27 protein-coding genes are annotated in these 26028 nt (G+C 53.6%); 21 read left to right on the forward strand and 6 right to left on the reverse strand.

The window, feature by feature from the left end; translation table 11 throughout:
* The first annotated feature begins 45 nt into the window (after positions 1–45).
* From liaF to ACFO1S_RS09845, 3 genes are read left to right on the forward strand one after another with little or no spacing between them, the layout of a single operon-like run.
* The gene (gene liaF, locus ACFO1S_RS09835) at positions 46–684 is read left to right on the forward strand and encodes a cell wall-active antibiotics response protein LiaF (protein ID WP_204603786.1); all 639 of its coding nucleotides are present in this window, start codon (positions 46–48) and stop codon (positions 682–684) included.
* Between the two features lie 21 nt (positions 685–705).
* Positions 706–1749, forward strand: coding sequence for a sensor histidine kinase (locus tag ACFO1S_RS09840; RefSeq protein ID WP_204603785.1), 1044 nt, complete (start codon positions 706–708; stop codon positions 1747–1749).
* Between the two features lie 4 nt (positions 1750–1753).
* Positions 1754–2410, forward strand: a complete 657-nt coding sequence (locus tag ACFO1S_RS09845) for a response regulator (protein ID WP_378126688.1) — start codon at positions 1754–1756, stop codon at positions 2408–2410.
* On the opposite strand, the gene ACFO1S_RS09850 is transcribed toward ACFO1S_RS09845, so the two are convergent.
* On the reverse strand, positions 2407–2739 hold the full coding sequence (locus ACFO1S_RS09850; RefSeq protein WP_204603784.1) for a hypothetical protein: 333 nt from the start codon (positions 2737–2739) through the stop codon (positions 2407–2409). The two genes, ACFO1S_RS09845 and ACFO1S_RS09850, sit on opposite strands and share 4 nt — an antisense overlap.
* A gap of 189 nt (positions 2740–2928) precedes the next feature.
* Here ACFO1S_RS09850 and zwf point away from each other — a divergent pair, with 189 nt between their 5' ends.
* On the forward strand, positions 2929–4482 hold the full coding sequence (gene zwf / locus ACFO1S_RS09855) for a glucose-6-phosphate dehydrogenase (RefSeq protein ID WP_204603783.1): 1554 nt from the start codon (positions 2929–2931) through the stop codon (positions 4480–4482).
* A gap of 21 nt (positions 4483–4503) precedes the next feature.
* Positions 4504–5127 (forward strand): cyclase family protein, encoded by a 624-nt coding sequence (locus tag ACFO1S_RS09860; protein WP_204603782.1) that lies wholly within the window; start codon positions 4504–4506, stop codon positions 5125–5127.
* Between the two features lie 85 nt (positions 5128–5212).
* Here ACFO1S_RS09860 and ACFO1S_RS09865 read toward each other — a convergent pair whose 3' ends face one another.
* The gene (locus ACFO1S_RS09865; protein WP_204603781.1) at positions 5213–6073 is read right to left on the reverse strand and encodes a helix-turn-helix domain-containing protein; all 861 of its coding nucleotides are present in this window, start codon (positions 6071–6073) and stop codon (positions 5213–5215) included.
* Between the two features lie 196 nt (positions 6074–6269).
* Between ACFO1S_RS09865 and ACFO1S_RS09870 the strand changes: the two genes are divergently transcribed.
* From ACFO1S_RS09870 to ACFO1S_RS09920, 11 genes are all read left to right on the forward strand, one after another.
* The gene (locus ACFO1S_RS09870; RefSeq protein WP_204603780.1) at positions 6270–8099 is read left to right on the forward strand and encodes a cache domain-containing sensor histidine kinase; all 1830 of its coding nucleotides are present in this window, start codon (positions 6270–6272) and stop codon (positions 8097–8099) included.
* A complete protein-coding gene (locus ACFO1S_RS09875) occupies positions 8092–9618 on the forward strand; it encodes a response regulator (RefSeq protein ID WP_204603779.1) in 1527 nt (508 codons plus the stop codon). Before ACFO1S_RS09870 ends, ACFO1S_RS09875 begins: the two co-directional genes overlap by 8 nt.
* A 96-nt stretch (positions 9619–9714) precedes the next feature.
* The gene (locus ACFO1S_RS09880; protein WP_204603778.1) at positions 9715–11076 is read left to right on the forward strand and encodes an ABC transporter substrate-binding protein; all 1362 of its coding nucleotides are present in this window, start codon (positions 9715–9717) and stop codon (positions 11074–11076) included.
* A gap of 114 nt (positions 11077–11190) precedes the next feature.
* Positions 11191–12063 carry a carbohydrate ABC transporter permease gene (locus ACFO1S_RS09885; RefSeq protein ID WP_204603777.1) on the forward strand — a complete coding sequence of 291 codons (873 nt, stop codon included), beginning with the start codon at positions 11191–11193 and terminating at the stop codon, positions 12061–12063.
* Positions 12060–12887, forward strand: a complete 828-nt coding sequence (locus ACFO1S_RS09890) for a carbohydrate ABC transporter permease (protein ID WP_204603776.1) — start codon at positions 12060–12062, stop codon at positions 12885–12887. Before ACFO1S_RS09885 ends, ACFO1S_RS09890 begins: the two co-directional genes overlap by 4 nt.
* 27 nt (positions 12888–12914) lie before the next feature.
* Entirely contained in the window at positions 12915–14210 is a 1296-nt protein-coding gene (locus ACFO1S_RS09895) for an MGH1-like glycoside hydrolase domain-containing protein (RefSeq protein WP_204603775.1), read from the forward strand.
* A gap of 270 nt (positions 14211–14480) precedes the next feature.
* Positions 14481–15104, forward strand: a complete 624-nt coding sequence (locus tag ACFO1S_RS09900; RefSeq protein ID WP_204603774.1) for a YhbD family protein — start codon at positions 14481–14483, stop codon at positions 15102–15104.
* A gap of 11 nt (positions 15105–15115) precedes the next feature.
* On the forward strand, positions 15116–15802 hold the full coding sequence (locus ACFO1S_RS09905) for a hypothetical protein (protein WP_204603773.1): 687 nt from the start codon (positions 15116–15118) through the stop codon (positions 15800–15802).
* Positions 15795–16466, forward strand: a complete 672-nt coding sequence (locus ACFO1S_RS09910; RefSeq protein WP_204603772.1) for a bactofilin — start codon at positions 15795–15797, stop codon at positions 16464–16466. The genes ACFO1S_RS09905 and ACFO1S_RS09910 overlap by 8 nt, the downstream gene beginning before the upstream one ends.
* A 171-nt stretch (positions 16467–16637) precedes the next feature.
* Positions 16638–18224: a peptide chain release factor 3 gene (locus ACFO1S_RS09915; protein ID WP_204603771.1), complete on the forward strand. Its 1587-nt coding sequence runs from the start codon at positions 16638–16640 to the stop codon at positions 18222–18224.
* A gap of 110 nt (positions 18225–18334) precedes the next feature.
* Positions 18335–19504 (forward strand): alpha-D-ribose 1-methylphosphonate 5-triphosphate diphosphatase, encoded by a 1170-nt coding sequence (locus ACFO1S_RS09920; RefSeq protein ID WP_204603770.1) that lies wholly within the window; start codon positions 18335–18337, stop codon positions 19502–19504.
* On the opposite strand, the gene sspI is transcribed toward ACFO1S_RS09920, so the two are convergent.
* The gene (gene sspI, locus ACFO1S_RS09925; protein WP_204603769.1) at positions 19501–19713 is read right to left on the reverse strand and encodes a small acid-soluble spore protein SspI; all 213 of its coding nucleotides are present in this window, start codon (positions 19711–19713) and stop codon (positions 19501–19503) included. The genes ACFO1S_RS09920 and sspI overlap by 4 nt on opposite strands.
* Before the next feature lie 120 nt (positions 19714–19833).
* Between sspI and ACFO1S_RS09930 the strand changes: the two genes are divergently transcribed.
* Entirely contained in the window at positions 19834–20514 is a 681-nt protein-coding gene (locus ACFO1S_RS09930) for a potassium channel family protein (RefSeq protein WP_204603768.1), read from the forward strand.
* A complete protein-coding gene (locus ACFO1S_RS09935) occupies positions 20501–21334 on the forward strand; it encodes a TrmH family RNA methyltransferase (protein WP_204603767.1) in 834 nt (277 codons plus the stop codon). The genes ACFO1S_RS09930 and ACFO1S_RS09935 overlap by 14 nt, the downstream gene beginning before the upstream one ends.
* A 303-nt stretch (positions 21335–21637) precedes the next feature.
* Here ACFO1S_RS09935 and ACFO1S_RS09940 read toward each other — a convergent pair whose 3' ends face one another.
* Positions 21638–22156, reverse strand: coding sequence for a hypothetical protein (locus ACFO1S_RS09940; RefSeq protein ID WP_204603766.1), 519 nt, complete (start codon positions 22154–22156; stop codon positions 21638–21640).
* Between the two features lie 203 nt (positions 22157–22359).
* Here ACFO1S_RS09940 and ACFO1S_RS09945 point away from each other — a divergent pair, with 203 nt between their 5' ends.
* A complete protein-coding gene (locus tag ACFO1S_RS09945; protein WP_204603765.1) occupies positions 22360–22554 on the forward strand; it encodes an MMPL family transporter in 195 nt (64 codons plus the stop codon).
* 124 nt (positions 22555–22678) lie between these two features.
* Positions 22679–23251, forward strand: a complete 573-nt coding sequence (locus tag ACFO1S_RS09950) for a hypothetical protein (RefSeq protein WP_204603764.1) — start codon at positions 22679–22681, stop codon at positions 23249–23251.
* Between the two features lie 54 nt (positions 23252–23305).
* Here ACFO1S_RS09950 and ACFO1S_RS09955 read toward each other — a convergent pair whose 3' ends face one another.
* Together ACFO1S_RS09955 and ACFO1S_RS09960 are read right to left on the reverse strand one after the other, a co-directional pair.
* Positions 23306–23758 (reverse strand): VOC family protein, encoded by a 453-nt coding sequence (locus ACFO1S_RS09955; RefSeq protein ID WP_204603763.1) that lies wholly within the window; start codon positions 23756–23758, stop codon positions 23306–23308.
* A gap of 87 nt (positions 23759–23845) precedes the next feature.
* On the reverse strand, positions 23846–24457 hold the full coding sequence (locus ACFO1S_RS09960) for an FMN-binding negative transcriptional regulator (protein WP_204603762.1): 612 nt from the start codon (positions 24455–24457) through the stop codon (positions 23846–23848).
* Positions 24458–24580: 123 nt separating this feature from the next.
* On the opposite strand from ACFO1S_RS09960, the gene pdxR reads away from it, so the two are divergent.
* A complete protein-coding gene (gene pdxR, locus ACFO1S_RS09965) occupies positions 24581–26005 on the forward strand; it encodes a MocR-like pyridoxine biosynthesis transcription factor PdxR (RefSeq protein WP_204603761.1) in 1425 nt (474 codons plus the stop codon).
* Positions 26006–26028: the final 23 nt, after the last annotated feature.

The following is a 26028-nucleotide window of genomic DNA, read 5'->3' on the forward strand; positions in this document are numbered from 1 at the left end:
TTTCCCTACGAAAGGGAAGCGATTCGGCAGGAGGTGTGACCCGACATGAAAAAATCCAGTAACGCGATCCTATTCATAGCAGCCGGTATTTACCTCGCGCTTGGCACTGTGGCGGGTTACACGACGGTGAATGCGATCGTCCTCTTGCTGCTCGGCATCGAACGCTATCGATCCGATCGCTCCCGAATATCGATCGTCGTCATGGCCGTCAGCACTCTTGTGCTGGTGATCACGCAGCTGGCTCTGTTCGTCATAATCGTGCTGATCTCGCTCGGCATCTATTATTTCCGGGTCCGTCCTCAGGAATTCGGCACGAGCGCAGGCAGTCACAGGCTGCTGTTGAACATGAGGCTCGACGAGCAATCGTGGGTGATGCATTCCATGAGCATCTGGAACGCGCTAGGCGAGGTCCGAATGGACATCTCGCTTGCCGTTCCCGAAGATAAGGAAACGACAATCGTACTGCAGGGCCTTATCGGAGATCTCGACCTGATCGTGCCGGAGGATTACGGTCTCCAGGTGGATGCTTCGGTGCTGCTGGGCCAAGTCTCCTTCCAGAAGGTCAAGGAAAACGGGGTAATCCACCGCTTGTCGTGGAAATCCCCGAACTATGAGCAATACGATCAGAAGCTGAAACTTCAGTTGTTTTATCTCGTAGGAGATATCAGAATACGTACCGTATAATGTCGTCGAAGGGGGAGTCGCATGGAGTCTCGGAAGGTAACCAATATGGTATGGCGTCATATGGGCGAGGCCGTGCTGTACTCCTTGGGCGTTGGCGCGCTTGTCGTGTATCTGTTGATCCGCTATGGCGTGGACGGTTCGTTTCAATCCCTGAACAAGGGGATTTCGTTCACGATAACGGCAATCGGCGTCCTGACGGTTACAGGCGCCGCATTCGGTTTCTGGAGAAGCTACCCGATTCGCAATCGGCTGGAAATGCTGAGGGAGTCGATGGTGACGCTGGAGAAGGGAAGTCCGTCGTTGCCGCTGCCCGATCTGGGACAGGACGAGATCGGCAGGCTGGGCGAGCAGCTAGGCAAGCTGGGACGCAGATGGGAGGAGCAGGTCACCTCCCTCCAGCGCTTGTCTACGAACAACGCGGAGCTCGCCGCGCAAGCGCGGATGAGCGCCGTCGTGGAGGAACGGCAGCGGCTCGCTCGCGAGCTGCACGATGCGGTCAGCCAGCAGCTGTTCGCGATCTCTATGACAGCGACCGCTGTCGGACGGACGATGGACAACGATTTCGAGAGAGCTCGCCGTCAGGTGGAGCTGATCGAGGAGATGGCATCGGCTGCGCAATCCGAGATGAGGGCTTTGCTCTTGCATCTGCGTCCCGTACATCTCGAAGGCAAACGTCTGGCCCAGGCCATCCCGGAGCTGGTGGAAGAGATGAAGGCGAAGGTGCCTGTCGATATCGGCATCGATATCGAGCAGGATTTGCCGCTGAATAAAGGCATGGAGAATCATCTGTTCCGCATCGTACAAGAGGCGTTATCCAATACGCTCAGGCATTCGAAAGCGACGAGAATGGATATCGTGCTGCAGCGGCGAGGCGAGACGGTTCGGCTGGGCATTCGAGATAACGGAATCGGCTTCGACACGCAGGTGAAGAAGCAGGCTTCCTACGGCATGACCAATATGGAAGAGCGGGTAACGGAGCTTGGCGGCTCGCTGAACGTGGCAAGCGCTCCGGGCAAGGGAACGAGAATCGAAATACGGGTGCCGTTAATGGCGGAAGGCGGTTGAACGAATGTCGGCGGAACAGGCGCTGGTACGGGTGTTGTTGGTGGATGATCATGAGATGGTCAGAATCGGCTTGGCGGCGGTGCTCGGCACGGAGGAGGGAATCGAGGTCGTCGGCGAGGCGGGCAATGGGATGGACGGCTTGCGCCTGGCGCGCGAATACTCCCCGGATGTCGTGCTTATGGATCTGGTTATGGAGGGCATGGACGGCATAGAGACCACTCGGCGCGTCATGGAAGAGATGCCGGATTGCCGGGTTATCGTCCTTACAAGCTTCCTGGACGACGAGAAGATGTATCCCGTCATCGAAGCGGGCGCGTTCAGCTATTTGCTGAAAACCTCCCGCGCTTCCGAGATCGCGGATGCGATTCGCGCGGCAGCGCGCGGCCAATCGGTGCTGGAGTCGCAGGTAGCATCCAAAATGATGAACCGCTTCCGCAGGCCCCCGCAGGTCGCGTCCCAGCCGCATGAGGATCTGACCGACCGCGAGATGGAAGTGTTGAAGCTGATCGCCCTCGGCAAATCCAACCAAGAGATTGCCGACGAGCTGTTCATCGGCATCAAGACGGTCAAGTACCACTTGACGAACCTGTTCGGCAAGCTGGGCGTAGAAGACCGGACACAGGCCGCCATCTACGCCCACCGCAACGGACTGGCCGACTAGAGCGGCAGTACTGCCTTGACCTGCGAGAGCGAGAAGACCGAATTCGCGGCGCTGGGCTTCATCGGCGGAACAAGACTCATATTCCCCCAATAGGTAGGCTCCTCACAGCCGCTCGTTTCCTGCTCAGCGGAGCTGATCTCCGCGATCCGGTTCGATTTGCGGCTTCTCTTGACCGGTCGCGCCGTACGTTCGCCATTGAGCACAAGCGTCGTGGCGCCGCATGAGGTCAATATTCCCGTATGGCGGGCGTCGTCCATCGTAATGACGCAGACCGCTTGGCCGAATAACGGCTTCAGGGACCATTCATCCAAGGGAAACGATACGTCCATTCAATTGTCACCCTCCTGAATCATAAGATTTCATGCATTGTATTCCTTGCGTGACAAACGTGTACGGGCGTTTGCCGGGGATGGAAATTCACACTTAAAAACATGGCGTTGTCCCCTTAAGTGTGCTAAACTACAATTCATGAGTTGACAAAAAATCTTCCAAATTCGCATAGAAGAAAGATGGGGACTATGACGGAACATAAAAACGAAACGACTTCCGCTCCTGAAGCGGTCTATTTCATTTTTGGAGCTACAGGCGATTTGGCTCGTCGTAAGCTGTTTCCGGCGTTGTACAGCCTGTATCGGGAAGGCAAGCTAGGAGAGCGGTTCGCCATTGTCGGACTTGCGCGCAGACCGCGCACAGATGAGCAATTCCGCGACGACGTGCATTCGTCGATCCGCGAGTTTTGCCGTTACAAACCGAAAGAGAACGAAGAATGGGACGCGTTCGCGAAGCATTTTACATATTTATCGCTGGATACCGGCAAGGTTGAAGCTTTCGCGCCGCTGAAGGCGCACACGGAGCAACTTGAAGCCAGCTACGGAATACCGGGCAACCGGCTGTTCTATTTGGCGCTCGCTCCGGAGCTGTTCGGCAGCGTCTCCCGCAACCTCCGCGACGGCGGAATGCTGGAGAGCAACGGCTGGCACCGTCTCGTGATCGAGAAGCCGTTCGGATACGATTATCCTTCGGCCGAGAAGCTGAACGAAGAGATTCGCCAGGTATTCCGGGAAGACGAAGTGTTTCGCATCGATCACTATCTGGGTAAGGAAATGGTTCAGAACATTGAAGTCATTCGTTTCGCGAATGCCTTCTTCGAGCCTCTGTGGAACAAAAATCATATTGCGAACGTCCAGATCACGCTTTCCGAGACGGTCGGCGTGGAAGATCGGGGCGCATACTACAACAAGTCCGGCGCATTAAGGGATATGGTTCAGAACCATATGCTTCAGATGCTTACGATGATCGCCATGGAGCCTCCTGCTCGGCTTGACCCCGAAAGCATTCGCGACGAGAAGGTCAAGGTGCTCCGCTCTGTAAGAAGATACCTCTCCGAGGAGGACGTGCGCGGCGAGATCGTTCGCGGACAATACAGCAGCGGATCGTTGAAGGGCAAGGAGCTTAGAGGGTATCGCGAGGAAGACAACGTCGATCCGGAATCGGTCACGGAAACGTTCTTCGCCGCCCGTCTGTTCGTCGAAAATTTCCGTTGGGCGGGCGTTCCGTTCTACGTTCGGACAGGCAAGCGTCTTCCCGTGAAGTCGACGGAAATCGTGGTAGAGTTCAAGAACGTGCCGAACAACGTTCTCTTCGCCCGCAAGCAGGATCTTCAGCCGAACCTGCTCGTCATTCGCGTAAATCCGATGGAAGGCATCTACTTCAAGATCAACGCGAAGAAGCCGGGGAACGACATGAAGATCCAGCCGGTGGCGATGGAATTCTGCCAGAGCTGCCAGGTCGGGATCAATACGCCGGAAGCCTACGAGCGCTTGATTTTCGATGCGGCTCGCGGAGAAGGCACATACTTCACTCGCTGGGACGAGCTTGCGGCGGCTTGGAAAATTATCGATCCGATCGCGGCGGCCTGGAGAGAGCATAACATTGCGCCTTCGACCTATCCTGCCGGCTCGTGGGGGCCGAAGCAGGCCGACGATATTCTGGAGCAAGACGGATACCATTGGTGGCCGGTGAACGGTCAGGAAGAGGACAATGTCATCTGGGTGTCCAATACGGGCAAATAAACGGCTTGGAGGACGACTGCAATGCCTAAAATATACGACATTAGCATGACGATCGAAGAAAGCATGCAGGTATGGAAAAGCTACCCGCACAAAAAACCGCGCATCGAGAATGTGCAAAATCATGACGAGGGCAAGCCGCACGAGAGCCTGCTTACGATCAATACGCATACGGGCACGCATGTAGACGCTCCGCTTCACATGCTGCCCGGAGGCCCTACCATTGAGACGATTGCGCTGGAGCGTCTGATCGGACCGGCTCGCGTGCTGGATTTGACTCACGTCAAGGATTTCATTACGAAGGACGACCTCGTGCCGTTTGCGATTCAGCGCGGAGAGCGGCTGCTGTTCAAGACGAGCAGCTCGTTCACGGAGGAGTTCATGCTGGATTTCGCTTTCCTGCGGGAGGACGGCGCGCAATACTTGGCGGAGCTCGGCGTTGGCCTGGTTGCCACAGACGCGCTCGGGATCGAGCGCGCCCAGGCGGAATATCCGACTCATCGGACGTTGATGAGCAACGACGTTATTATCGTCGAAGGAGTGCGCTTGAAGGATGTGCCGGCGGGCAACTATACGCTGGTGATCGCACCGTTGAAGCTGACGGGGATCGATGCGTCTCCCGCTCGCGCCCTGCTGTTGGGCGACTGAGCAGGACCGAACGAGGAAGAAGGGGATTGCGCCAAGCGGCGCAATCCCCTTCTTCTTTTGAATTTATCTTCTCGCGTCGGCGCTCCTAAGCGTGACGATACTGCTGAGGAGAATGTCCCGTAATTTTGCGAAACAGCGAATGGAAAAACTTCATGTCGCTGTAGCCGACCTCGTGCGCGGATTGCTGTACGGAGATTTCGGTCGTCTTCAGCAGCTGGCAGCATTTGCGAATACGGACGTTCTGCAGGTAATGGTTGAACGTAAGCCCGGTTACTTTCTTGAATTGATTCTGGAAGTGATTCACGCTCATATACGAGCGTTCCGCAACGGACTTCAGCGTAAGCTTATCCGAATAATGCAGCTCGATAAAGCGGATCGCATCGTCCATCTTCTCCAGCGGCGGCTCGCTTGCAGCCGGCGGCTGCTCCGGCCGGGATTGCTCCCTGTGAACGAGCTGGAGAATCTGGATCAGAATCGCGGATACCATCGCTTGATACCCGACAGGACGCTCGATATTTTCTCTATAGGCCTGGTTGAACAAGAACTGGAACCGATCCTGTTTATCCTGCGTGCGGAACCAGGCGCGGGTTAGGCGTTCGGGTGAATAGAGCAGACGCTGAAGCTCGGATTCGCGGGGAATCCAGTCGGGCATGCTCTTGAGCGCGGCCAGATCGAATATAAAATTGCAGACGACAAGCGGATTTCCCGGATCGGACGTCGCCGGACGGAACACATGCGACGTGCCGATCGGAATGAGGAACAGATCGCCCTTCTGCACGGCAAGGGTCTGCTCTTCAATATAGTGATAGCCGCGTCCTTCGGCGACGAGACATAATTCGATGAAGTCGTGACGATGAGGCGGAGTGTCGAAGGCTTCCGTCTCGCGGTTCAGGAACATCGGGAAGTCTCCGCGATAGAAGTGCGAGCCAGTCAATAAGCGTGTCATCCGGTTATCCCCCTATTGACGCCTTTCCCTAAGGCCGGAGCGGCGAAAGGCTTGGTATATACCCCATTCTAAGGAAACGGCAGCCGTTGTACATGGACGATCTCTACATTTGAATTTGTAAAATGCGTACCTTTCTGCACGGAGGGCACGCTGTGATATGCTGTATAAGTAAGGCTGAGACACGGAGGTGCGCCGGGTGCGCAAATCAGGCATACGCAGCAAGCTGTTTATTTCCTACACGCTGATCGTGTCATTCGTCATCGCCACTTTGAGCGTTTTTTTCTACTATCGCATGTCCAGCGTCGTCATGGAGCGCACGCTGGAATCCTCTCGGCAGATGCTGCAGCGCGTCGATGCCAGCTTGTCCCAGGCGATCAGGGATCTGGACCGAATCTCCGCTCAGGTCATCTATAATCCGGATTTTCAGAATCGCTTCGAGCAGTCGTTCTCGGCCGTTGAAACCTACGAGGACCTGGATCAAAAAAATGCCTTCGTAAAAATACTGGCGACGCTAAACGGTCCGTCCTTCATCGCGCAGCAGATCAACGTGTTCAATCTGGAAGGCAACTTCATCAGCTTCGGTCTGAAGATCGATCCTTACGACCGGTTGAAGGAGAGGATCGCCCTGCTGGATTGGGTGGAGCCAACGATGAACAAGGGCGGAGACAAGCAGATCAATCCTCCGCATCGCGACGAGCTGTTCCGCTCCGGCGGCCGCGTCTTCTCCTTATCCCGACTGTTCCCGCACAGCGGGTCCTCCTCTCCGAAATTCGTCGAGGTGCAGCAGTCGTACGAGAAGCTCGAAGAAATTGTCGGCGACGCGATCCGGCAGACGAATAATCGCCTGTATATTTTCGACGACGAGGGCAGGCTGTTCTACCCGGTAGGCGAGGATGCGCAGAAGCCTCCGTTCGCATGGGGGGATATTCCGGAATTGCCCTCAGGAACCTTTCATCAAATAACGGAAAAGGTGAACGGAGAGCAGCTGGTGATCGGCTGGCTTCGTTCCTCCTTCTCCGAGCTGACGGTCGTGGCGGTTCAGCCGAAGAGCGAATTGCTCAGTCCCGTGAACAGCTTGAGAAATATCGTGATTACGGTAACCGTCGTGGCCGAGGCATTGGCGCTACTGATCGCTTACGGGGTCGCGTCGACGATTACGCTTCCGATTCGTCTGATCTTGCGGGATATCCGCAAGCTTGACCTGGAGCAGATCAACCTGATCACGCTCGCGCCTAACCAGAAAACCTACCGCAAAGCCTCCTATGAAATCCAAGAGCTTTACGACGGATTCGTCTCGATGAAGACAAGGCTGAATCAATCCGTGGACCAGCTGCTCGACGCGCAAAAGAGGGAAAGCATCGCGCAGATGCGCGCGCTGCATAATCAGCTTCAGCCTCATTTCGTGTTTAACACGTTGTCCTCCATCGGAGTTCTTGCGGAGCAGTCGGGCGCTACCGAGGCTGCGGCGATGAGTCATAAAATGATGCACATGATGGAGTACATCAGCGGATCCAACGCAGAGCCAGTTAAGCTGGAGGAGGAGATCCGGTTCACGGAAAGCTATCTGGAGCTGATGAAGCTGCGCTACCAGAAGCATTTCAGCTATCGGGTCGAGGTGGACGAGTCGCTGGGGAAGCTGACATTTCCAAAGTTCGTCCTGCAGCCGCTCGTGGAGAACTCCTTCGCCCACGGCTTTCATCACATCCATCCTCCATGGTTTATCAGGATCGCCGTCTATTCGCGGGGGGATACGGAGTGGACGCTCCGTATTCAGGATAATGGGAACGGCTTTTCCGCCGATGCGCTGGACCGGATTCAAGGGTTTATCGCGAATCTGCGCGAAGGGGAAGCGGCGCGGCCGGAGGAGATCGGCAGCAAAGGCATCGGCGGCCTCGGGCTGGAAAATGCGCTGATGCGGGTTCATCTGTTCTTTGCAGGCAAGGCGACCTTCGCCGTTCGCAATCTGGAGGAAGGCATGGAGCTTACGATGACGGTCAGTCAGAAGGAGGACATGACGGATGTTTAGAATCATGGTTGCGGAGGATGAGCCGCTCATTCTGCAGAGCATCTGCGAGAAGATTCGCGCGAGCGACAAGGATTTCAAGATTGTAGGGGAGTACGAGAACGGAGAGTACGCGCTGCTTGAGCTGGATGTGGTCAAGCCGCATGTGCTGCTTACCGATATTTATATGCCCGTCATGGACGGGCTGACGCTCATCGAGCACGTGCAATCGCATTCGCCTTCGACGATCTGCGCGGTTCTGACCGGGTATCGGGATTTCGAATATGCGCGCAAGGCGATTCAACTGGGCGTCTCGGATTATTTGCTCAAGCCGCCGTCTGCGGAAAATATCGCGAAATTTCTGACGGAAGTGAAGGAGAAGCTGACCCGCAACCAGGCTCTGGTAGAGGCCGAGCTGCTGCAGCAATGGGCTTATCACAAGGAGAACGGCAACGTTTACTCGCCGGAGCTGCAGCAGCTCTCGCAGGAATACTTCTATCATGCCTGCTATATCGTCATTTACGTCTGGATGCCCCCGCAGATGTCCCATGCGGCATATCGTCTAGGGGAGGCTCGGGACTTCGACGAGCATCTGCATGCCGGGGAGAAAGCCTATTTCGTTCCTTCCGCATCGAGCCATCAGCGGATGATCGTCGTCGGGGTGCATGGGCACTCGGATTCCAGGTCGCAGCGGCTGGCGGAGCTTGCCGCGTCCTTGCTGGAGGCGGACGCGTGCTGCGTAACGGCTGCAACGATCGGGAAGCTGCAGACCGAGCTGTTTGCAGCGGCGCAGAAGCTTCACAAGGTTGCCTACAGCAGATTTCCGCTGCAAGGAGCGCAAGCTCTGGCGTGGCACAGCCGGGAGCCGGCTTACGAGGTGCCCATGCTGCCGATACCGGGAGGCTTGGAGCAAGAGCTGTCGTCTTTGCTGTTCAAGCAGAGGAAAACGGAATTTGTGAAAAAGCTGGAGCTGCTGCTGCACGGAGAGGCCTGGTTCTCGGCCAGCCGGCTGCAATGGCTGCAATCGCTGTCTTACCTGATGAATACGTGGACGACGCAAAACGCCGAGCTGGCCAGGCGGGTCGCCGGAATCCGCTGGAGCGACGAGCTGGAGGATGCGATCTGGCAGGCGACAGACGCGAATGCGCTCATTCAGCACGTGAAGGAGCTTCACGCCTCGCTATTCGATGCCCTGGAGCAGGACAAAGAGATCGAGGCTTCATGGGTCGACGAGCTGAAAAGCTACTTGGAGACGCGTTACATGGACAACATCGCACTTACGGACATCGCGGATCGCACCGGACTCAACGGCTCTTACGTCGGCAGGGTTTTCAAGAGAAAATACGGCCACAGTCCGATCGATTATTTAATTCAAATCCGGCTGGCCAAAGCCAAGCAGCTTATCCGGGAGAAGCCGCGCCTGCTGTTCAAGGATGTGGCGGAGCTGGTCGGCTACACCGATCCGTTCTACTTCAGCAAGCTGTTCAAGCAATGGACCGGACAGACGCCTCGCGAGTTCAAGAAGAGCCAAGCGGATGAGTGATATTGCCCTATACATTGCGTTTGATCCCCCTACAACGGAATCGTAAACGCTTTCTATAATGAAAAGGCAATGGACAATTAACAAGGGGGTTATCAAGTGAGACAGAAGATCAGAGTCTTATCTTTGCTGCTAGTCCTGACGATGGCCGCAGCCGCTTTGGCTGCGTGCGGAGGCTCCAACAAGAGCAATAACCAACCGGCATCCCCTGCCGCATCCGGCCAATCCTCTGCACCGGCTTCTCAGGCGGCTTCCAAGGAGCCTGTCAAGCTGACGTTCACGACGATGGCGAACGGAGATTCCGAATCGCAGGCGTTCAAGGAAATCTTCGCGAATTTCGAGAAAGCGACGGGCAACACGGTCGATTTTCAAGTTCTGCCGGACGTCAATCAGTACGAGAACATTATCAAGACGCGCTTCGCCACTCAAGACGCGCCGGACATCTTCTACTTCTTCGCAGGTCCGAATGAATACGTGACGATGCAGGCCGAGAAAAACCTGGTGGAAATGACGAACGAAGCCTATGTCGGCAATCTGACCTCTGCGGTGAAGGACTTCTACACGGCAGACAACAAAATTTACGGCATTCCATGGGGCTCGTTCAATGCGATGGGCGTTATGTATAACAAGGAGGTCTATGCCAGCCAAGGCTTGAGCCTTCCGAAAAACTACGGCGATCTGCTCGCCAACGCGGAGAAGCTTAAGGCTGCGGGCATTACGCCGTTCTACGAAGCGGTGAAGACCGGCTGGCCGACGCAAATCTTCCCGCTGTCCGCCTTCCAATCGATGGTCATGCCGACGATCGGCGGCGAAGAAGGCGTTCAGAAGCTGATCGCGAACACGCTTCGCTTCAACGAAATTCCCGAGATGAAGCATGTCTATGAGCTGCAATACGAATTGAAGGAAAAGGGCTATTACAATAAGGATCTGCTGGCCGGCACGTACGAGAACCAGCAGGAGGCGCTGGCGAACGGCACGGCTGCGATGGCGTTCCAGGCGGACTGGATGCTGCCGGAGGTTTCCAAGCGTTTTCCCGACAAGGTGAACAGCATCGGCTTCTTCCCGCTGCCGTCGGCATCGGATGAAGGAACGGTCTCTCTCTACCCGCCGAAGCAGATTTTCGTGACCAAAACCTCTCCGCGCGCCGAAGCGGCCAAGGAGCTTGCCAACTTCATGACGACGCCGGAATCGCTTGCGATCTGGTACAAATACAATCCGGGCATTCCCGTATATAACGGCGTAAATACGACGCTGCTGCCGGGACAAGAGGAGATTTACAAGTATATCGAGGCCGGCAAGGGCATCGTGCAGATCCAATTGCGGCTTCCTGCGGGCATTATCGACTTCGACAAGATCACGCAAGAGCTTGTCGGCAAGGGCGACGCCCAGAAGGCGGTCGACCAAATGGACAAGAACTATCGCCAAGACGGCAAAAACAAAAAGATCGCCGGCTTCGAGTAAGGAACTTGGCTATTCCGGCAATTGCCCGGAGGGGATTGTTAACCGCAATCCCCTCTCCTGTTTCAAAGAAGCAAAATGCTGACGCCAGTATACTTAAGGAAGAGGACGATCCACATGAAGAAGCATGTTAGATACCCGCTGTACTTCATCCTGCCCGCGCTGGCGATTTACGGCATTCTGTTCGTGTATCCGACGCTGTCGGGTTTCGCATACAGCTTCACGGATTGGAGCTCATACAGCGATGAAGTGAATTTTATCGGCTTGGACAATTACCGTTCGCTCTTCTCGGAGGGCGTACTCGGCTTGGCGATTAAAAATACGCTGATCTATGCGTTTTTCGTGACGATATTCGTCAATCTGATCGGCTTGATGCTCGCGCTGCTGTTGAACCGCAATTCCAAAATCGGCAAATTTTACAGGACGGCATTCTACACCCCTGTTGTGATAGCGCCTCTGATCGTCGGCTATATCTTCACCGCGATCTATAGTCCGGAGAACGGGATACTGAACGAAATTCTGCGCACGTTAGGGCTGGGCTTCCTCGCGGTGGATTGGCTGAACGATTCCCGTTATGCCTTGTTCTCCATCATTATGACGGAGCTGTGGAGGGGCGCGGGCTTCGCGATGGTCATTTACCTGGCGGGGCTCAAGACGATTCCGAAGGATCTTCTGGAGCAAGCGAGCGTTGACGGAGCCAACGCGTTCAGTCGATTCAAGAACATCGTATTTCCGCTGCTGGCGCCTTCCTTTACGGTCAATTTCCTGCTGACGGTCATCAATTCCCTGAAGGTGTTCGAAACGGTGCTGGTGTTGACCAACGGAGGACCGGGATACGATACCGAAGTATTCAACACATTGATCTTCCGTAATTTCTCGCGCGGGAACTGGGGCTATGCGACGGCATCCGGCCTGGTGCTGACGCTGATCGTATCGATAATCGCCATTACGTTCTTGAGAATCCTGCGGAAAAGGGAGGTGGAGATGTGAGCCTGCGACTATTCAACTGGCGGCGGATCGGTAAGGAAGCGCTGCTGCTCGTCCTCGTGCTCGTCGTTGTCATTCCATTCCTGATGATCGTCGTCAATTCGTTCAAGGATGTGACGGAAGCGGGACGCTTCAAGCTCACGCTGCCGAAGGAGCTTGATTTCAGCAACTTCGAGGCGGTATTCGCGGACGGGAAAATCTGGCGAGGCTATATGAACAGCGCATTGATCTCGGTCGGAGCGCTGATCGTCACGAACCTGTTCGCCTCGCTGGCGGCGTTCAGCATCCAGCGGAACGGAACGCGCCTGACGAACTTTCTGTACTATTTTTTTATCGTCGGTCTGGTCATGCCGGTATCGCTTATTCCTACGATTAAGCTTATGATGAACTTAGGTATTCACAATACGTACCAGGGGATGATCGTGTATTATTCCGCCGTGCTGCTGCCCTTCACGATCTTCCTGATGACGGGGTATCTGAAAACGATTCCTAGAGAGCTGGACGAATCGGGCATTATCGATGGGTGCGGGCCGTTACGGCTGTTCATCAAGATTATGCTGCCTCTCATGCAACCGGTAATGATTACGGCGTCATTACTGACGATTATTTCCGTGTGGAACGATTTTATGGGCCCGTTCTATCTGCTGACGGATGGAGCGAAATGGACCGTAACCGTATCCGTATATAATTATGTGGGTAAATACAGCTCAGATTGGAACTTGATCTTCGCGGACATCCTTGTCGTTATTTTACCTGTTATCGTCTTGTACTTCCTGCTGCAGGAATACATTGTCGAGGGGATGACGGCCGGTGCGCTGAAGGGCTGATTCCAGATGACCAAAGGAGAGATTCCCATGAGTGACAAGATTCAACACTACGAACAGCAACTGCGAGATTTCATCGTTTCCCAGGTCGATACGATTCTGAAGGAGCCCGTCCACTACCTGAAGCATCCGTTCGTGGACCCCGGCTCGATCTATGACGGAAATCTGTGGGATTGGGATTCCTTCTGGGCGGTCTACGCCATCTTGAATCTGGTGGACGATTCGGAAGATGGCAAGCGGAAGAAGGAGCGTTATCTCAGGCACGCCAAGGGCAACATTCGCAATTTCCTGGACTATCAGATGGAGGACGGCTACATTCCGATGATGGTCGCCACTCTGGACCGCAATTCGGAGCTGGAGGAGCCTTACCTGATCAAGAAGCGCAAGGAAGGGCTCGTTACGAATATGCATAAGCCGTTTCTCTGCCAGCAGATCGCTCTGATCGGCGGCTCCGGCGACGATTTCTCGTGGATCGCGGAGGACTATGCCAAGCTGGAGGCTTATTTCGAATGCTACGACCGGGGGTATTATAACGCCAATTGCGGTCTCTACGTCTGGGCGGACGACATCATGATCGGTATGGACAACGACCCGGCGACCTTCGGAAGACCGCGCTTCTCAACGGCAAACATCTATTTGAATGCCTTCATGGTATCGGAGCTGAACGCGATGGCGGTTATCGCAGATGCGCTCGGAATCTCCTCCAGAGGGGAGCACTATCGCGAGAAAGCGGAGCGGCTGACGGCGGCCATTCAGGAAGAGAGCTGGGACAAGCGCGACAAGTTCTTCTATTCCGTGGATGTGGATATCAAGACGCGGCATTACGACTGGTTCCATCAAGGCTTGGGCGTCTTCTGGAAGACGCTGCCGATCAAGATTCGGGCATGGACAGGCTTTATTCCGTTATGGGCAGGCGTGGCGGAGCCGAGCCAGGCGGCTTATCTGGCCGGCAGCCATGCGGCGGATTACAATACGTTCAACAGTCCCTACGGCATCGCAACGCTGGCCCAGGACGAGAAAATGTTCGATTGCCGGGCGACGAACAATCCGTCCAACTGGCTCGGCCCGATCTGGATCGTCTCCAACTATGTCGTGTTCCGCGGGCTGATGAAGTACGGCTTTACGGAGCAGGCTCGCGAGCTGTGCGAGAAAACGGTGACGCTGCTGGGCGAGGATCTGGAGAAGACGGGAACCTTGCATGAGTATTATGTACCGCAAACAGGCGAGCCGGTCATGAACGGAGGTTTCCTGAACTGGAACCTGCTTGTGCTGAACATGATCGATGAGCTGCGTGGGAAGGAACCGATGAGCCGCTTCTGGACGTAGCAGGGCAAGACAAGGCAAGACAAGGCAAGACAAGGCAAGACAAGGCAAGACAAGGCAAGACAAGGCAAGGCAAGACAAGGCAAGACAAGGCAAGACAAGGCAAGACAAGGCAAGACAAGACAAGGCAAGACAAGGCAAGGCAAGACAAGGAACAAAGCTACAAAAAACAAAGCTCTCCCGACATACCGGGGGAGCTTTGTTTAGTCATGCTCTAAAATTGGCTTTAAAACGTAACAGTGTTATGTTACACTGATGGTGGAGGGATGATAGATGGAGAAGCAGCTCATATCCAAGAAAGATTTGCTCGACGAGAAGGGAATATCCTACGGACAGCTCTATCGTTGGAAGCGGAAACAGCTCATTCCCGAGGAGTGGTTCATCCGAAAGTCCACGTTTACGGGCCAAGAGACGTTTTTTCCGAAAGATCTTATCTTGGCGCGCATTGATAAAATTATGAATCTGAAAGAGGACTTGTCGCTGGATGAGTTGGCCGACAAGCTTTCTCCGCTGCTGCCGAGCTACGAAATGCGCAAATCCGATCTTATTGAACGAAACATTGTTTCTCCGATTGTGCTGCAGCGTTTTGCAGGGGAAGACTCCGACAGCTATGTCTACACGTTCGACAAATTGCTGTATTTCTACATCGTCGACAAGCTGCTTCAGGCCGGAGAGATGAGCATGGAGGAGGGGGAGCAGCTGCTGCAGACGATGAGAGACCATTTTCCGAAGTTCGCAGGTAAGCCCTGCGATCTGGTGTTTACCCGCAAAATGGGGGTATCGTCGTTCGCCTTGTTGTCGGTTCCGGCCGAGCTCTACTTTGACGGCGGCGTTAAGCTGGTCTCGCGGCTGTCCGTGGCGGAGTGCATAGAGCAATTAAAAGGAAAATGGGCATAGGAGGAATCAAGATGGAAAATGCCATGAAGCCGGATTTGATCATCAACGGGATGAGCGCGGCAGGCGGCGGGACGTACGGGAAAGTGCGGATCGACGGCGCCGGAACCGTAGAGGGCGATATTTCGTCCGATACGTTCGACTCCAACGGAATGACCAAGATTCGGGGCAGCCTGCTGACCGATGAGCTGGACGGCGATGGAATCCTTACAGTGGAGGGGAATCTCGCCGCCGGAAATTCCCTTATGGACGGGAATATGAAAATAAGAGGCTCCCTGAAAGCGGACAGCTTTGCGGTTAACGGGGTGCTGAGCGTCAAGGGAGATTGCGAGATCGAGAGCTTCCGCATGGAAGGGGCCTTCGACGTGAAGGGGCTGCTGAATGCGGGTACGGCGGATATTAAGCTGCATGGAAAAGGAAACGTCAGAGAGATCGGCGTGGAGTCGATTCAAGTTCGCCGCAAATCGAAGAGCCCGTGGGGCAAGCTTCTGAACTGGATGCTTCCGCGATTCTCGTCCGAGCTTCATGCCAAGGTGATAGAAGGGGACGATATCGACCTTGAGTATACCGAAGCAGATGTCGTAAGAGGAAATCGGATCGTGATCGGCAGAGGCTGCAAGATCGAGTTGGTGGAATATCGCACAGAGCTTAAAGCCCATCCAAGCGCGATAATTGGCAAGGAGGTGAGGACCGGTGGCTGAAGAAGCGAGACGGGACATGAGAATGGTTGGCGAGACGGCCTCGGCCGGAGGAGAATATCGCAATGTCAAGCTGGTCGGCGAGGGAGTATTCTCCGGCAACGTGGACTGCGTGAAGCTGTCTCAGGTCGGGGAGCTTGAGATCCGCGGCAATCTGCGCGTTAAGGAAATCAAGGTCACGGGCGAGTGCGAGGTGCAGGGAAGGCTGGATGCGATAACGGCGAGCGGAAGAGGCGAGCTGACGATCCGCTCGGATTTGCGCGGGGAGAAGATCAGGTTTACAGGGAACATCGAGACGGGAGGAGACTGCGAAGCGGGAGTCTTCGAGGTGGGCGGAGCGTTCCAGGTGTCGGGCTTGCTTAGCGCCGATAAGCTGGACGTGAAAATGTACGGTCCGTGCAAAGCCCGGGAAATCGGCGGTTCGACGCTTCGCGTGAGAAGAAGCCGCGCCACGAAGCTGCTCGATCTGATCAAAGCGAGGGAGCCGTTCGTTCTGACGGCCGACCAGATTGAAGGCGACATTGTGGAGCTGGAGCATACGGTGGCGGAGGTCGTCCGCGGGAATCGCGTGGCTATCGGGCCGGGCTGCAGGATCGGACGGGTCGAATATCAACAATCGCTTAAGACGCACAAGAGCGCGAGCGTGGGGCATTCGGTTCGCCGATAAAGCGGGCCGGGAGCTCTGCGAAGCGGAGCGTTATATGATGCTGAAGAATACGGAGCCTTGCCTTCCACTCGGGGAGCGCGGGGCTTCGTATTTTTCGATAAGGCGCAGGAAATATCCCTTGGTTATGTTATAATGATAGCTGTTATTTTATCGTGAAGGGAAACTCAGTGAATGAGCCAAAAGCTAACGGATGAATTGCGGCAAGAAGTGAAGAAGCGCCGTACTTTCGCTATAATCTCGCACCCCGATGCGGGGAAAACGACGTTGACGGAGAAGCTGCTCCTGTACGGAGGCGCGATCCATGTTGCCGGCTCGGTCAAGGCCCGCAAGGCGGCGCGCCATGCGACAAGCGACTGGATGGAGATCGAGAAGCAGCGGGGCATCTCGGTTACGTCGTCGGTCATGCAGTTCCAGTACGAGGGCAAGCAGGTCAACATTCTGGATACGCCGGGTCACCAAGACTTCAGCGAGGACACCTACCGGACGCTGACGGCGGCGGACAGCGCGGTCATGCTGATCGACGTGGCCAAGGGCGTCGAGGCCCAGACGATCAAGCTGTTTCAGGTGTGCAGCAAGCGCGGCATTCCGATCTTCACGTTCATCAACAAGCTCGACCGGGAAGGTCAGGACCCGTTCGAGCTGCTGGAGGAAATCGAGCGCGTGCTCGGCATCCGCTCGGTGCCGATGAACTGGCCGATCGGCATGGGACGGGAGCTCTGCGGCGTCTACGATCGGATGAAAAACCAGGTCGAGCTGTTCCAGGGCAAAGACCACTCCAGCATTGAAGTGCGCAAGACGGAAGGCTATAACGATCCGCTCATCAAGGAGATGGCGGGCGATTATTTGGCGGACAAATTAGCGCAGGAGCTGGAGCTGCTCGACGTGGCCGGAGATACCTTCGATTACGAGAAGGTGCGTACCGGCCAGCTGACGCCGGTCTTCTTCGGCAGCGCCGTGAACAACTTCGGCGTGCAGACGTTTCTGGAGAACTTCCTGGAGCTTGCGCCTCAGCCGACCGAGCGTAAAACGACCGAGGGTACGGTCGATCCGGAGGAGGAGAAGTTCTCCGGCTATATTTTCAAGATTCAAGCGAACATGAATCCCGCTCACCGGGATCGCATCGCTTTCCTGCGCATCTGCTCGGGGAAATTCCAGCGGGGGATGGGCGTTCGGCATGTGCGGGCGGGTAAGGAAATCAAGCTGTCGCAGCCTCAGCAATTTCTGGCGCAGGATCGGGATATCGTGGAGACCGCTTATCCGGGCGATATTATCGGCCTGTTCGATCCGGGCATATTCCGCATCGGAGACAGCCTGAGCGAGGGGCGGGATATCGTGTTCAACGAGCTCCCGACATTCTCTCCGGAGATTTTCTCCAAGGTATCGATCAAGAATGCGTTGAAGCAGAAGCAGTATCTCAAGGGTCTCGACCAGTTGACGGAAGAAGGCATGGTGCAGGTGTTCCGTTCGGTCGGGGCGTTCGAGGATACGTATCTGGGCGTAGTCGGACAGCTTCAATTCGAGGTATTCGAGTACCGAATGAAGAACGAATACGGCGTCGATATCCAACTGTTCCGGACGCAGTTCCAGTTCGCGCGCTGGATCGTCGGAGACAAGATCGATGCCTCCAAGTTCCGCATCAACTCGATTCTGGTCAAGGACAAGAACGATGTCAACGTCGCATTGTTCGAGAATGAATACGCGATGCGCACCGCGATGGAGCGGATGCCGGAGCTGCAATTCCTTGAAGTCGCGCCGTAATGCGGCGAACCCGCGAGCCCGTCGCCCTTGTGGCGGCGGGTTTTGTTGTGCGCGGAGCCGAGGAATTGTAAAATGGAAGGATACAAATTACCAGTGAAGGCGGATGAACGATGGGCAACCGTGTGAGAATCAAGGCCGGAACTCTCGTGCTTCCCGATGGCGAGATTAGAGGAGAGCTTACGATTGAGGACGGCGTCATTGTATCCGTTCGGAAGGAGGGAGCGCAAGAGTCGCGCTCCGACGAAACGGTCATTGACGCCGAGGGAGGATGGGTGCTTCCCGGCCTGATCGACGTGCACTGCGATGCGATAGAGAAGGAAGTCGAGCCGCGTCCGAATACGCTGTTTCCGATGGACATGGCGTTTCTGCAATTCGAACGGAAGCTGGCGGGACACGGCATCACGACGATGCTGCACTCGCTGTCGCTTGGCGTCGGACTGAGCTTGCGCGGGGAGCATCTCGTACAGGAAATGATTGAGCTGATCGCTGCAATGCGCGAGGAAAGGGCGATGATTCGCCATGGCGTCCATCTTCGGTACGAGGTATCCCATCTATCGGGGATTGAGCTGGCTCAACGGATGCTGTCGGAAGGAAGACTCGATTATCTATCGCTGATGGATCATGCCCCGGGGCAAGGACAATATCGCCGTCCGGGGGCGTTCGAACGGTACGTCATGAAAAATCAGGGCGTTACCTTGGACGAGGTTGCGGTCATCGTGGAGGAATTGCAGGAGAGAAGACAGCAGGTGGATTGGAGCAAGCTGAAGGCGCTGACCGCTCAGGCACGGGGGAACGGCATCGCCGTCGCTTCGCACGACGATGACAGCGCCGATACCGTATCGCGCTCGCTGGCCTTCAGCGCAACGGTATCGGAGTTTCCATTAAGCCTGGACACGGCGCGGTATGCCAGACAGCAGGGGATGGACGTGTGCGTCGGCGCTCCGAATATCGTTCGGGGAGGCTCCCATGACGGCAATATGAATGCCGCCGAGGCCATTCGCGAGGGAGCCGCGAATATGATTTGTTCGGACTATCATCCAGCGTCCTTGCTTCATGCGATCTTCCAACTGGAGTCCGAGGGAGTGCCCCTATGGCAAGCGGCAAACATGGCCTCGCTTCATCCGGCTCGCTCGATGAGACGCGACAACGAGCTCGGCTCTCTGGAGCCGGGCAAACGCGCGGACGTAATCGTCGTGCGGAAGCATCGCGATATTCCGCTTGTTCACTATACGATCGCAGACGGCACGATCGTGTACGCCGCACAGGATATTCGGCGTTAAGCCTGTCTGGGAAGCTGGCGCTGCAGAACGGTCACCATCTTCTTCCTTGCAGCTTCGGTGCTGTTCTGCCAGATGATTTCGAAGAGTACGCCAAGCCCCGGCAGGGCCATCTCTTCGGTATCGATAGAGCCTTCGATGATTTCCGTCAGCGCTTGATCGTCCTTGCCTTGGACGCGTTGAATTATGGCTTGCCTCAGGTCCAGTTCCACGAGATTTCCTCCTATTCGGACAGTTGCTCGTGTAGAATTCCCTGTCGGGACGGCAATTATGCCTTGCGCGGAATGTGATATAATGACCCCAGTGTACACGATCTTGAGGAGGAAGCAGCAGTGGCCAGAAAACCGCAAGGAAAAAAGCAGTTCGCCATTATCGGCTTGGGCCGCTTCGGCTCAAGCGTGGCGAAATACTTGGCGGAGATGGGATACGAAGTGTTGGCGGTCGATGACAATGCCCAACGCGTGCAGGATGTTGCGCATGCCGTGACGCATGCCGTATCCGCCGATTCCACGGATGAGGAAGCGATGAGCGCACTGGGCATTCGCAACTTCGACGTCGTTGTCGTCGCCATCGGCCAAGACATTCAATCCAGCATCCTAACGACGTTGATTCTTAAGGATCTCGGCGTTCCGTATATTATCGTCAAGGCGCAGAACGAGCTTCACGGCAAGGTGCTGAACAAGATCGGCGCGGACAAGGTCGTATTTCCCGAGCGGGACATGGGACTGCGCGTCGCGCATCATTTGATCTCGCCGAACATTCTGGAGCATATCGAGCTGTCGGCGGATTACAGCATCGTAGAGATGAAGCTGCCTTCCGCCATGACCGGACGCAACCTCAAGCAGCTCGATATTCGCCAAAAGTACAACTGCAACGTACTCGCCGTCAAACGAAACGGCGAGATGAACATTACGCCGCGCGCGGACGAACCCCTCATCCGGGACGACGTGCTCGTCATCGTCGGCAAGAACGACGAATTAACGAAGCTGGAGCAGGCCCATGCGGAGCTTTGAAGGATATCTGGGCTCGGTCGCCAATCCAAGGGTGAAGGAATGGGCGAAGCTGCGGGAGAGAAAGCATCGGGAGCGCGAAGGGAAGTTTCTGCTGGAAGGCGTGCATCTGGTCAAGGAAGCATTGGATGCGGGCTGGCCGCTGGAGGTCGTAGCGTTCGACGAAGGCTCTGGCGTGCTGGAGCAATTCGCTCCATACGTGGAGGAAGCGTGTGCAGGGCCCGGCCGTTCCGGCCCGGCCTGGATTCCCGTGTCCCCGGACATTATCGTCAAATGCAGCGAGACAGGGACGCCTCAGCCGATTTTTGCCGTTGCGTTGAAGCGGCCTCTGGACGGCGCGCAGCTATTCGAAGCGGATAGGAGCCTCGTCGCGGTGCTGGACGGCGTGCAGGACCCCGGCAATGTGGGCACGATCGTCAGAAGCGCCGCAGCCAGCGGAGCGACCGCTGTCGTTCTGGGCAAAGGGACGGCCGATCTCTATAATCCGAAAACGATCCGCTCGACGATGGGAGCATTGTTTCACGTTCCGGTGCTGGAAGCGGACTTGGACGAGCTTCTGCCGCAAGCGAGCGAGCGGGGCATTGCGGTCGTCGGGACAAGCCTTCAGGCGGCGCAGTCCTGCTATGCCTATGATTTTGGCGCACGCAGCGTCTGGCTTGTGCTGGGGAACGAAGGAGGCGGCCTGTCTCCTCAAGTGGCGGAGTTGGTCGAGTCGAACGTCACTATACCGATGAGCGGGCGGGCCGAATCCCTTAATGTGGCGATGGCCGCGACCGTGCTCTTGTTCGAGGCTCAGCGTCAGCGGGGTTTACAAAACGATTAATTTCCGTCCAACCCTCTAACTAACTGTCGTCGCATAAAAATAACTGTCCGTACCATCACCAAAGACTGGAAATCGAAAGGTATCAGCCCAAGCGAAATCCAGTCTTTTTCTCATGCCTCGCTCCACCATTAATGTATTTATTGAATCGAAAAGAATAAGTCGCGCCAAAGCGGGATTAGTATTATTATGATCGTTGAAAAAAATCGGTTCACAAATAGGTTGCTCGCGAACATGGCAAGTCGACTGTTTGAAAAACCGCCAAATATGGCGGTTCATTCTGAACTATCGTTGCTCTTAGCTTAATCAACTTTTCGAAAACGCTTTTGTAATTTCCGGATTCTCCATCATAAATTTAGCGTTAACCTTGTAATTCTCCAGAATGTTGTATATCTCAATAGATCTATTTGTTTTTATGGAGACAAGTACCTTTTGATAGGTATTTAATATTACAAAAAGTTCATAGGCATTTTCAATCGGCTCGAATTCTCTAAACGAAACGCCATCTATTTCTTTTGTGTTCACCGTGAAAACCCCTCTATTTTCATTGTCCACATAGAGGTCAACTATAGCTTCAGGATAAATCGATTCTAATATGTCATTGCCCATAGTTAATGGGTTATTCTTATTTTTAGGAGGCAAAATCAATGCACAACTATATATAAAAGACAGACCCACACAGTAAATTAAAAACGATAGTAAAAGATCGTATATCTCGATTTCGTCATAAAAAAAGCTAAATATCGCTTCAATTGAAGTAGCAATGATAGCCATTTTAATAAACAAAAGCGAAATTGAATTAAGATCCATTTTTAAATGCTTCATTTTATTCCACCCGCCAATACAACCCTAATAATATACTTCACATTCCAATCCTTCATATTTCCGAAGCTCTCCTCGATGTCAATTATCCTAATTATATATCGTTTATTAGGAAGAAAACCATAAATTTGGTGTGAAAAAGTAGTATTCTTACGCCCCTACAGACTAATTAAGAGGAATAATTTAATTATTAATAGATTGGGGTAATGATATCCGTATTTTGCGGAATTATCTTTGCGGATGAACCGGTCGTCAAATCATTGGGACTTGCTTTTACTGTAAGTGTATTGGTTGATGCGTTCCTGATCAGAATGACGTTGGTGCCCGCTGTTATGGTATTATTGGGTCGAAAAGCTTGGTATAAGGAGAAGGCTTCCAATCCACAAATAAAGCTGGAGTAAAAGAAATAGCGTAGCTAATCCAATAAATACACCCCGAACCGAAGTATGGCTCGGGGTGTATTGGATTAAAGTTTTAGGTAAGATTTAACTATGAAGAAAAAGGATACAAAAGGAGAGATTAATTATGGCCTTGTTACCCTCAAATGTAACTCCAAATCAGGTTTATGCAATAATTGAGCATGAGGATTTTTCGGTGTTTCACAGACTAATGAAAAAAGAACTTGGTATCGAAGACATAGACTATCGTTTTGCAACTGGGGAACTAGCTGAGGGTGAAGACGGATATTTTGATATTAGGACAAATGCAAGGACAAAGTTCCTGGAAAGCTGGGAGGGTGTAGAGAAAATTACATTCCTCGGAGAAGGCTTATCGCATAATGTTAACTTGAAATTTTCCAAGCTACCAAGAGAAGCGTTTTTGGCGGCTGTTGAAATTTGTATAAAATTTGCCCTCGTACATGAACTAGTTCATGTACGACAGTTTAAAGCGGGAGTGCTTACAAAGCAAAAAATGAAGGAACTGCAGCAAGTCCCCTATGAGAAAAGAGATATCGAAATCGAAGCGAATACTATTGCAAAGGAAATTCTTAATAGATACGGAAAATATAATGCGAAGGTACTTGAGATACTCACATCAAATGAATCGATAGATAACATAAACTTAGCAGAAATATCGCGTCTGTTCGAGGAACAGTAAATTACGGATACAGTCTGCTAAGTTTCTCTGATGAAGGCTGAATATGTCAGTTGCTTATTTGTTACCAAGTTGTTCCGCTAAACCGATTAGAAGTCCTTCGGTTCCACGAATGTAGCAGAGCCGATACGAGTCCTCGTACTGAACCACTTCGCCTACGAGCTGAGCCCCATGCTTAGTGAGTCTGGATACCATTTCGTCAATGTCTTCAACGGTGAACATGACGCGTAGATAACCGAGGGCGTTAACAGGAGCAGTCCGGTGGTCTGATATAGTAGGCGGGTTGAGAAATCGCGAAAGTTCAATTCGGCTGTGGCCATCTGGGGTAACCATCATAGCAATCTCTACGCACTGAGAACCCAGTCCGGTTACACGACCAGCCCATTCACCTTCGACAGTGGCTCGCCCTTCGAGCTTCAAGCCAATCTCCTCGAAGAAAGAGATTGCGTCATCAAGGGATTTCACCACGATGCCGACATTGTCCATTCTTAGTAATTTGTTTTTTTCCATCGTTTTTTCTCCTTATGTGTACAAATTTATTACTTCATAGGACCGAGGGGCCGTCTGGCCCCGATGCGTGAATGAGGCGTTATACGACTAGCTCTTTTGCAGCAGCTCGTTCATATGCGCCGCGATTTGCTGCTCGTTCTCGCTTTCAATCCTTTCCAGCTTCTGAATAACCAGCTTTTGTCGCTCAATCGAATGGTTCTGACTTAATTTCGCCTTCCCTTCCATGTTTTCTATTTTGATTTTGAATCCCACAATTCCATGGTTCAGACCTTTCAAAAACTCCTCGTCAACTTCATCCAACCGATAAGAGCTGCCGGGCGCTTCATATTTTCTGACAAGATCGCTTAGCGAGTCCGCGAGCTCACCCCCGTTCATCCATTCTATCTTTCCATATACGTGAACAGAAATATAGTTCCAGGTTGGAACTGCCCGATGGGTTTCATACCAGGAAGGAGAAATGTAGCAATGAGGGCCATGAAAGACGGCAAGCACCGTTTGGCCTTCGACGTCCTTCCACTGAGGGTTGGGCCGGGCAAAGTGACCGTACAAGTAATCCCTATTGTCCCCAAGCATGAGCGGAAGATGGGTTGCAAACGGGGCGTCTTTGTGTTGAGAGAACAAGGTAGCAAACCCATGCTTCTGAATCGTATCGTAAATGAAATCCGTGTCTGCGATGTTAAAATACGACGGGATGTACATGTGAACACTCCTTTACTTTGTCTTTCTTGAATGTGTAAACTAATTGTAAGAAACATTTGGCACCATTGAAAGTGCCAAAAAGTATGATTGTTGATGATGCCAGTTCAATGAGGGAGGGAACGAATGTTACCGTTGATTCCCCAATTAGATGTCAATAAGAAGGATCCCCTGTATACCCAACTATATAACTATCTTAAGGAGGAAATTCGAAGCAAGCATATTCCCGCTCATAGCAAGCTGCCTTCTCAGAGGCAATTAGCCCATGATTTGCAGGTGAGCCGGAATACGGTAGACGCTGCGTATCAGCAGCTGCTGACAGAGGGGTATATTCAAAGCGAAGCTCGGAAAGGATTGTTTGTTGTTGAAATCAGGAACAGCTTCGATCCTGCGGCTTCTTCGAACAATGCGGCCCAACAAGATTCCATTGAAGAAAGCGTGCGGAACAAGAGCATTCCATCGATGGAAGGTTACGATTTTAAGTATGGGGATGTTGACATTGCTCATTTTCCATTCAAATCGTGGCGCCGCTTCGCAATGAAAAGCCTGACAGCCGAGGAAGGCTCTCTTTTATTATATGGCGAACCGCAAGGAGAACGGCAGCTTCGTAAATACATTGCGAGCTACTTAAGTCCATCCAGAGGCGTGAATTGCTCGGAAGATCAAATCGTTATCGGAGCAGGGACGCAATGCCTTCTAAGCCTGCTCTGCAAAATAATCGGGAAAGATTTGGTCTATGCGATGGAAGAGCCGGGCTATGATCGCGTACGCCTTGTTTTGAAGGACTATGGCAAACGCGTAGTGCCGATTTGTCTTGACGAACAAGGCTTTGATGTGGGGGCATTAAGCCGGAGCGAAGCGAAGGTCGTCTATGTGACGCCTTCTCATCAATTCCCGTCCGGTACGGTTATGTCGATATCTCGCCGTCTGGAATTAATGGATTGGGCTAGAAGGACCGGCGGATACATTATTGAAGACGACTACGACAGCGAATTCAGGTATGAAGGGAAACCGATTCCATCGCTGCAAAGCCTTGATCGGGATGAAAATGTTGTCTATATGGGCACATTCGCCAAGTCGCTGATTCCTTCTCTCCGTATGGGCTTCATGGTGCTGCCCGTCAGACTGCTCGCCGTTTATCGAGAACAATTTATAGGCTATAAGCAGACGGTATCGCGACTGCACCAGCACACTCTGACGCACTTTATTGAAAGCGGAGAGTGGTCCAGGCATTTGAAAAAAGCAAGGAGCAGGTACAAGAAAAGACATCAGGCTATACTTGCGGCGATCCAAGAGAGAATGGGGGATCGCGTTCGAATTCAAGGCTCGGCTTCTGGCTTGCACCTGCTTCTGGAGTCCGATAACGGCATGACGGAAGACCAGCTCATCGCAGCTGCCAAAAACAAGGGAGTTAACGTATACCCGGTATCGCCTTACTACGAGATGTCGCCTGCTTCAGCACCGGCTCAGGTCCTTCTCGGATTTGCAGGGATCGATGAGAAGCGGATTAGCGAAGGCATTCGTCTGCTTGCAGAGGCTTGGTTCGAATGAACATGAAGGAGGAAATTCACCCA

The organism is Cohnella boryungensis (genome assembly GCF_042651945.1).
In the GTDB taxonomy this organism is placed as follows: Bacteria; Bacillota; Bacilli; order Paenibacillales; family Paenibacillaceae; genus Cohnella; species Cohnella boryungensis.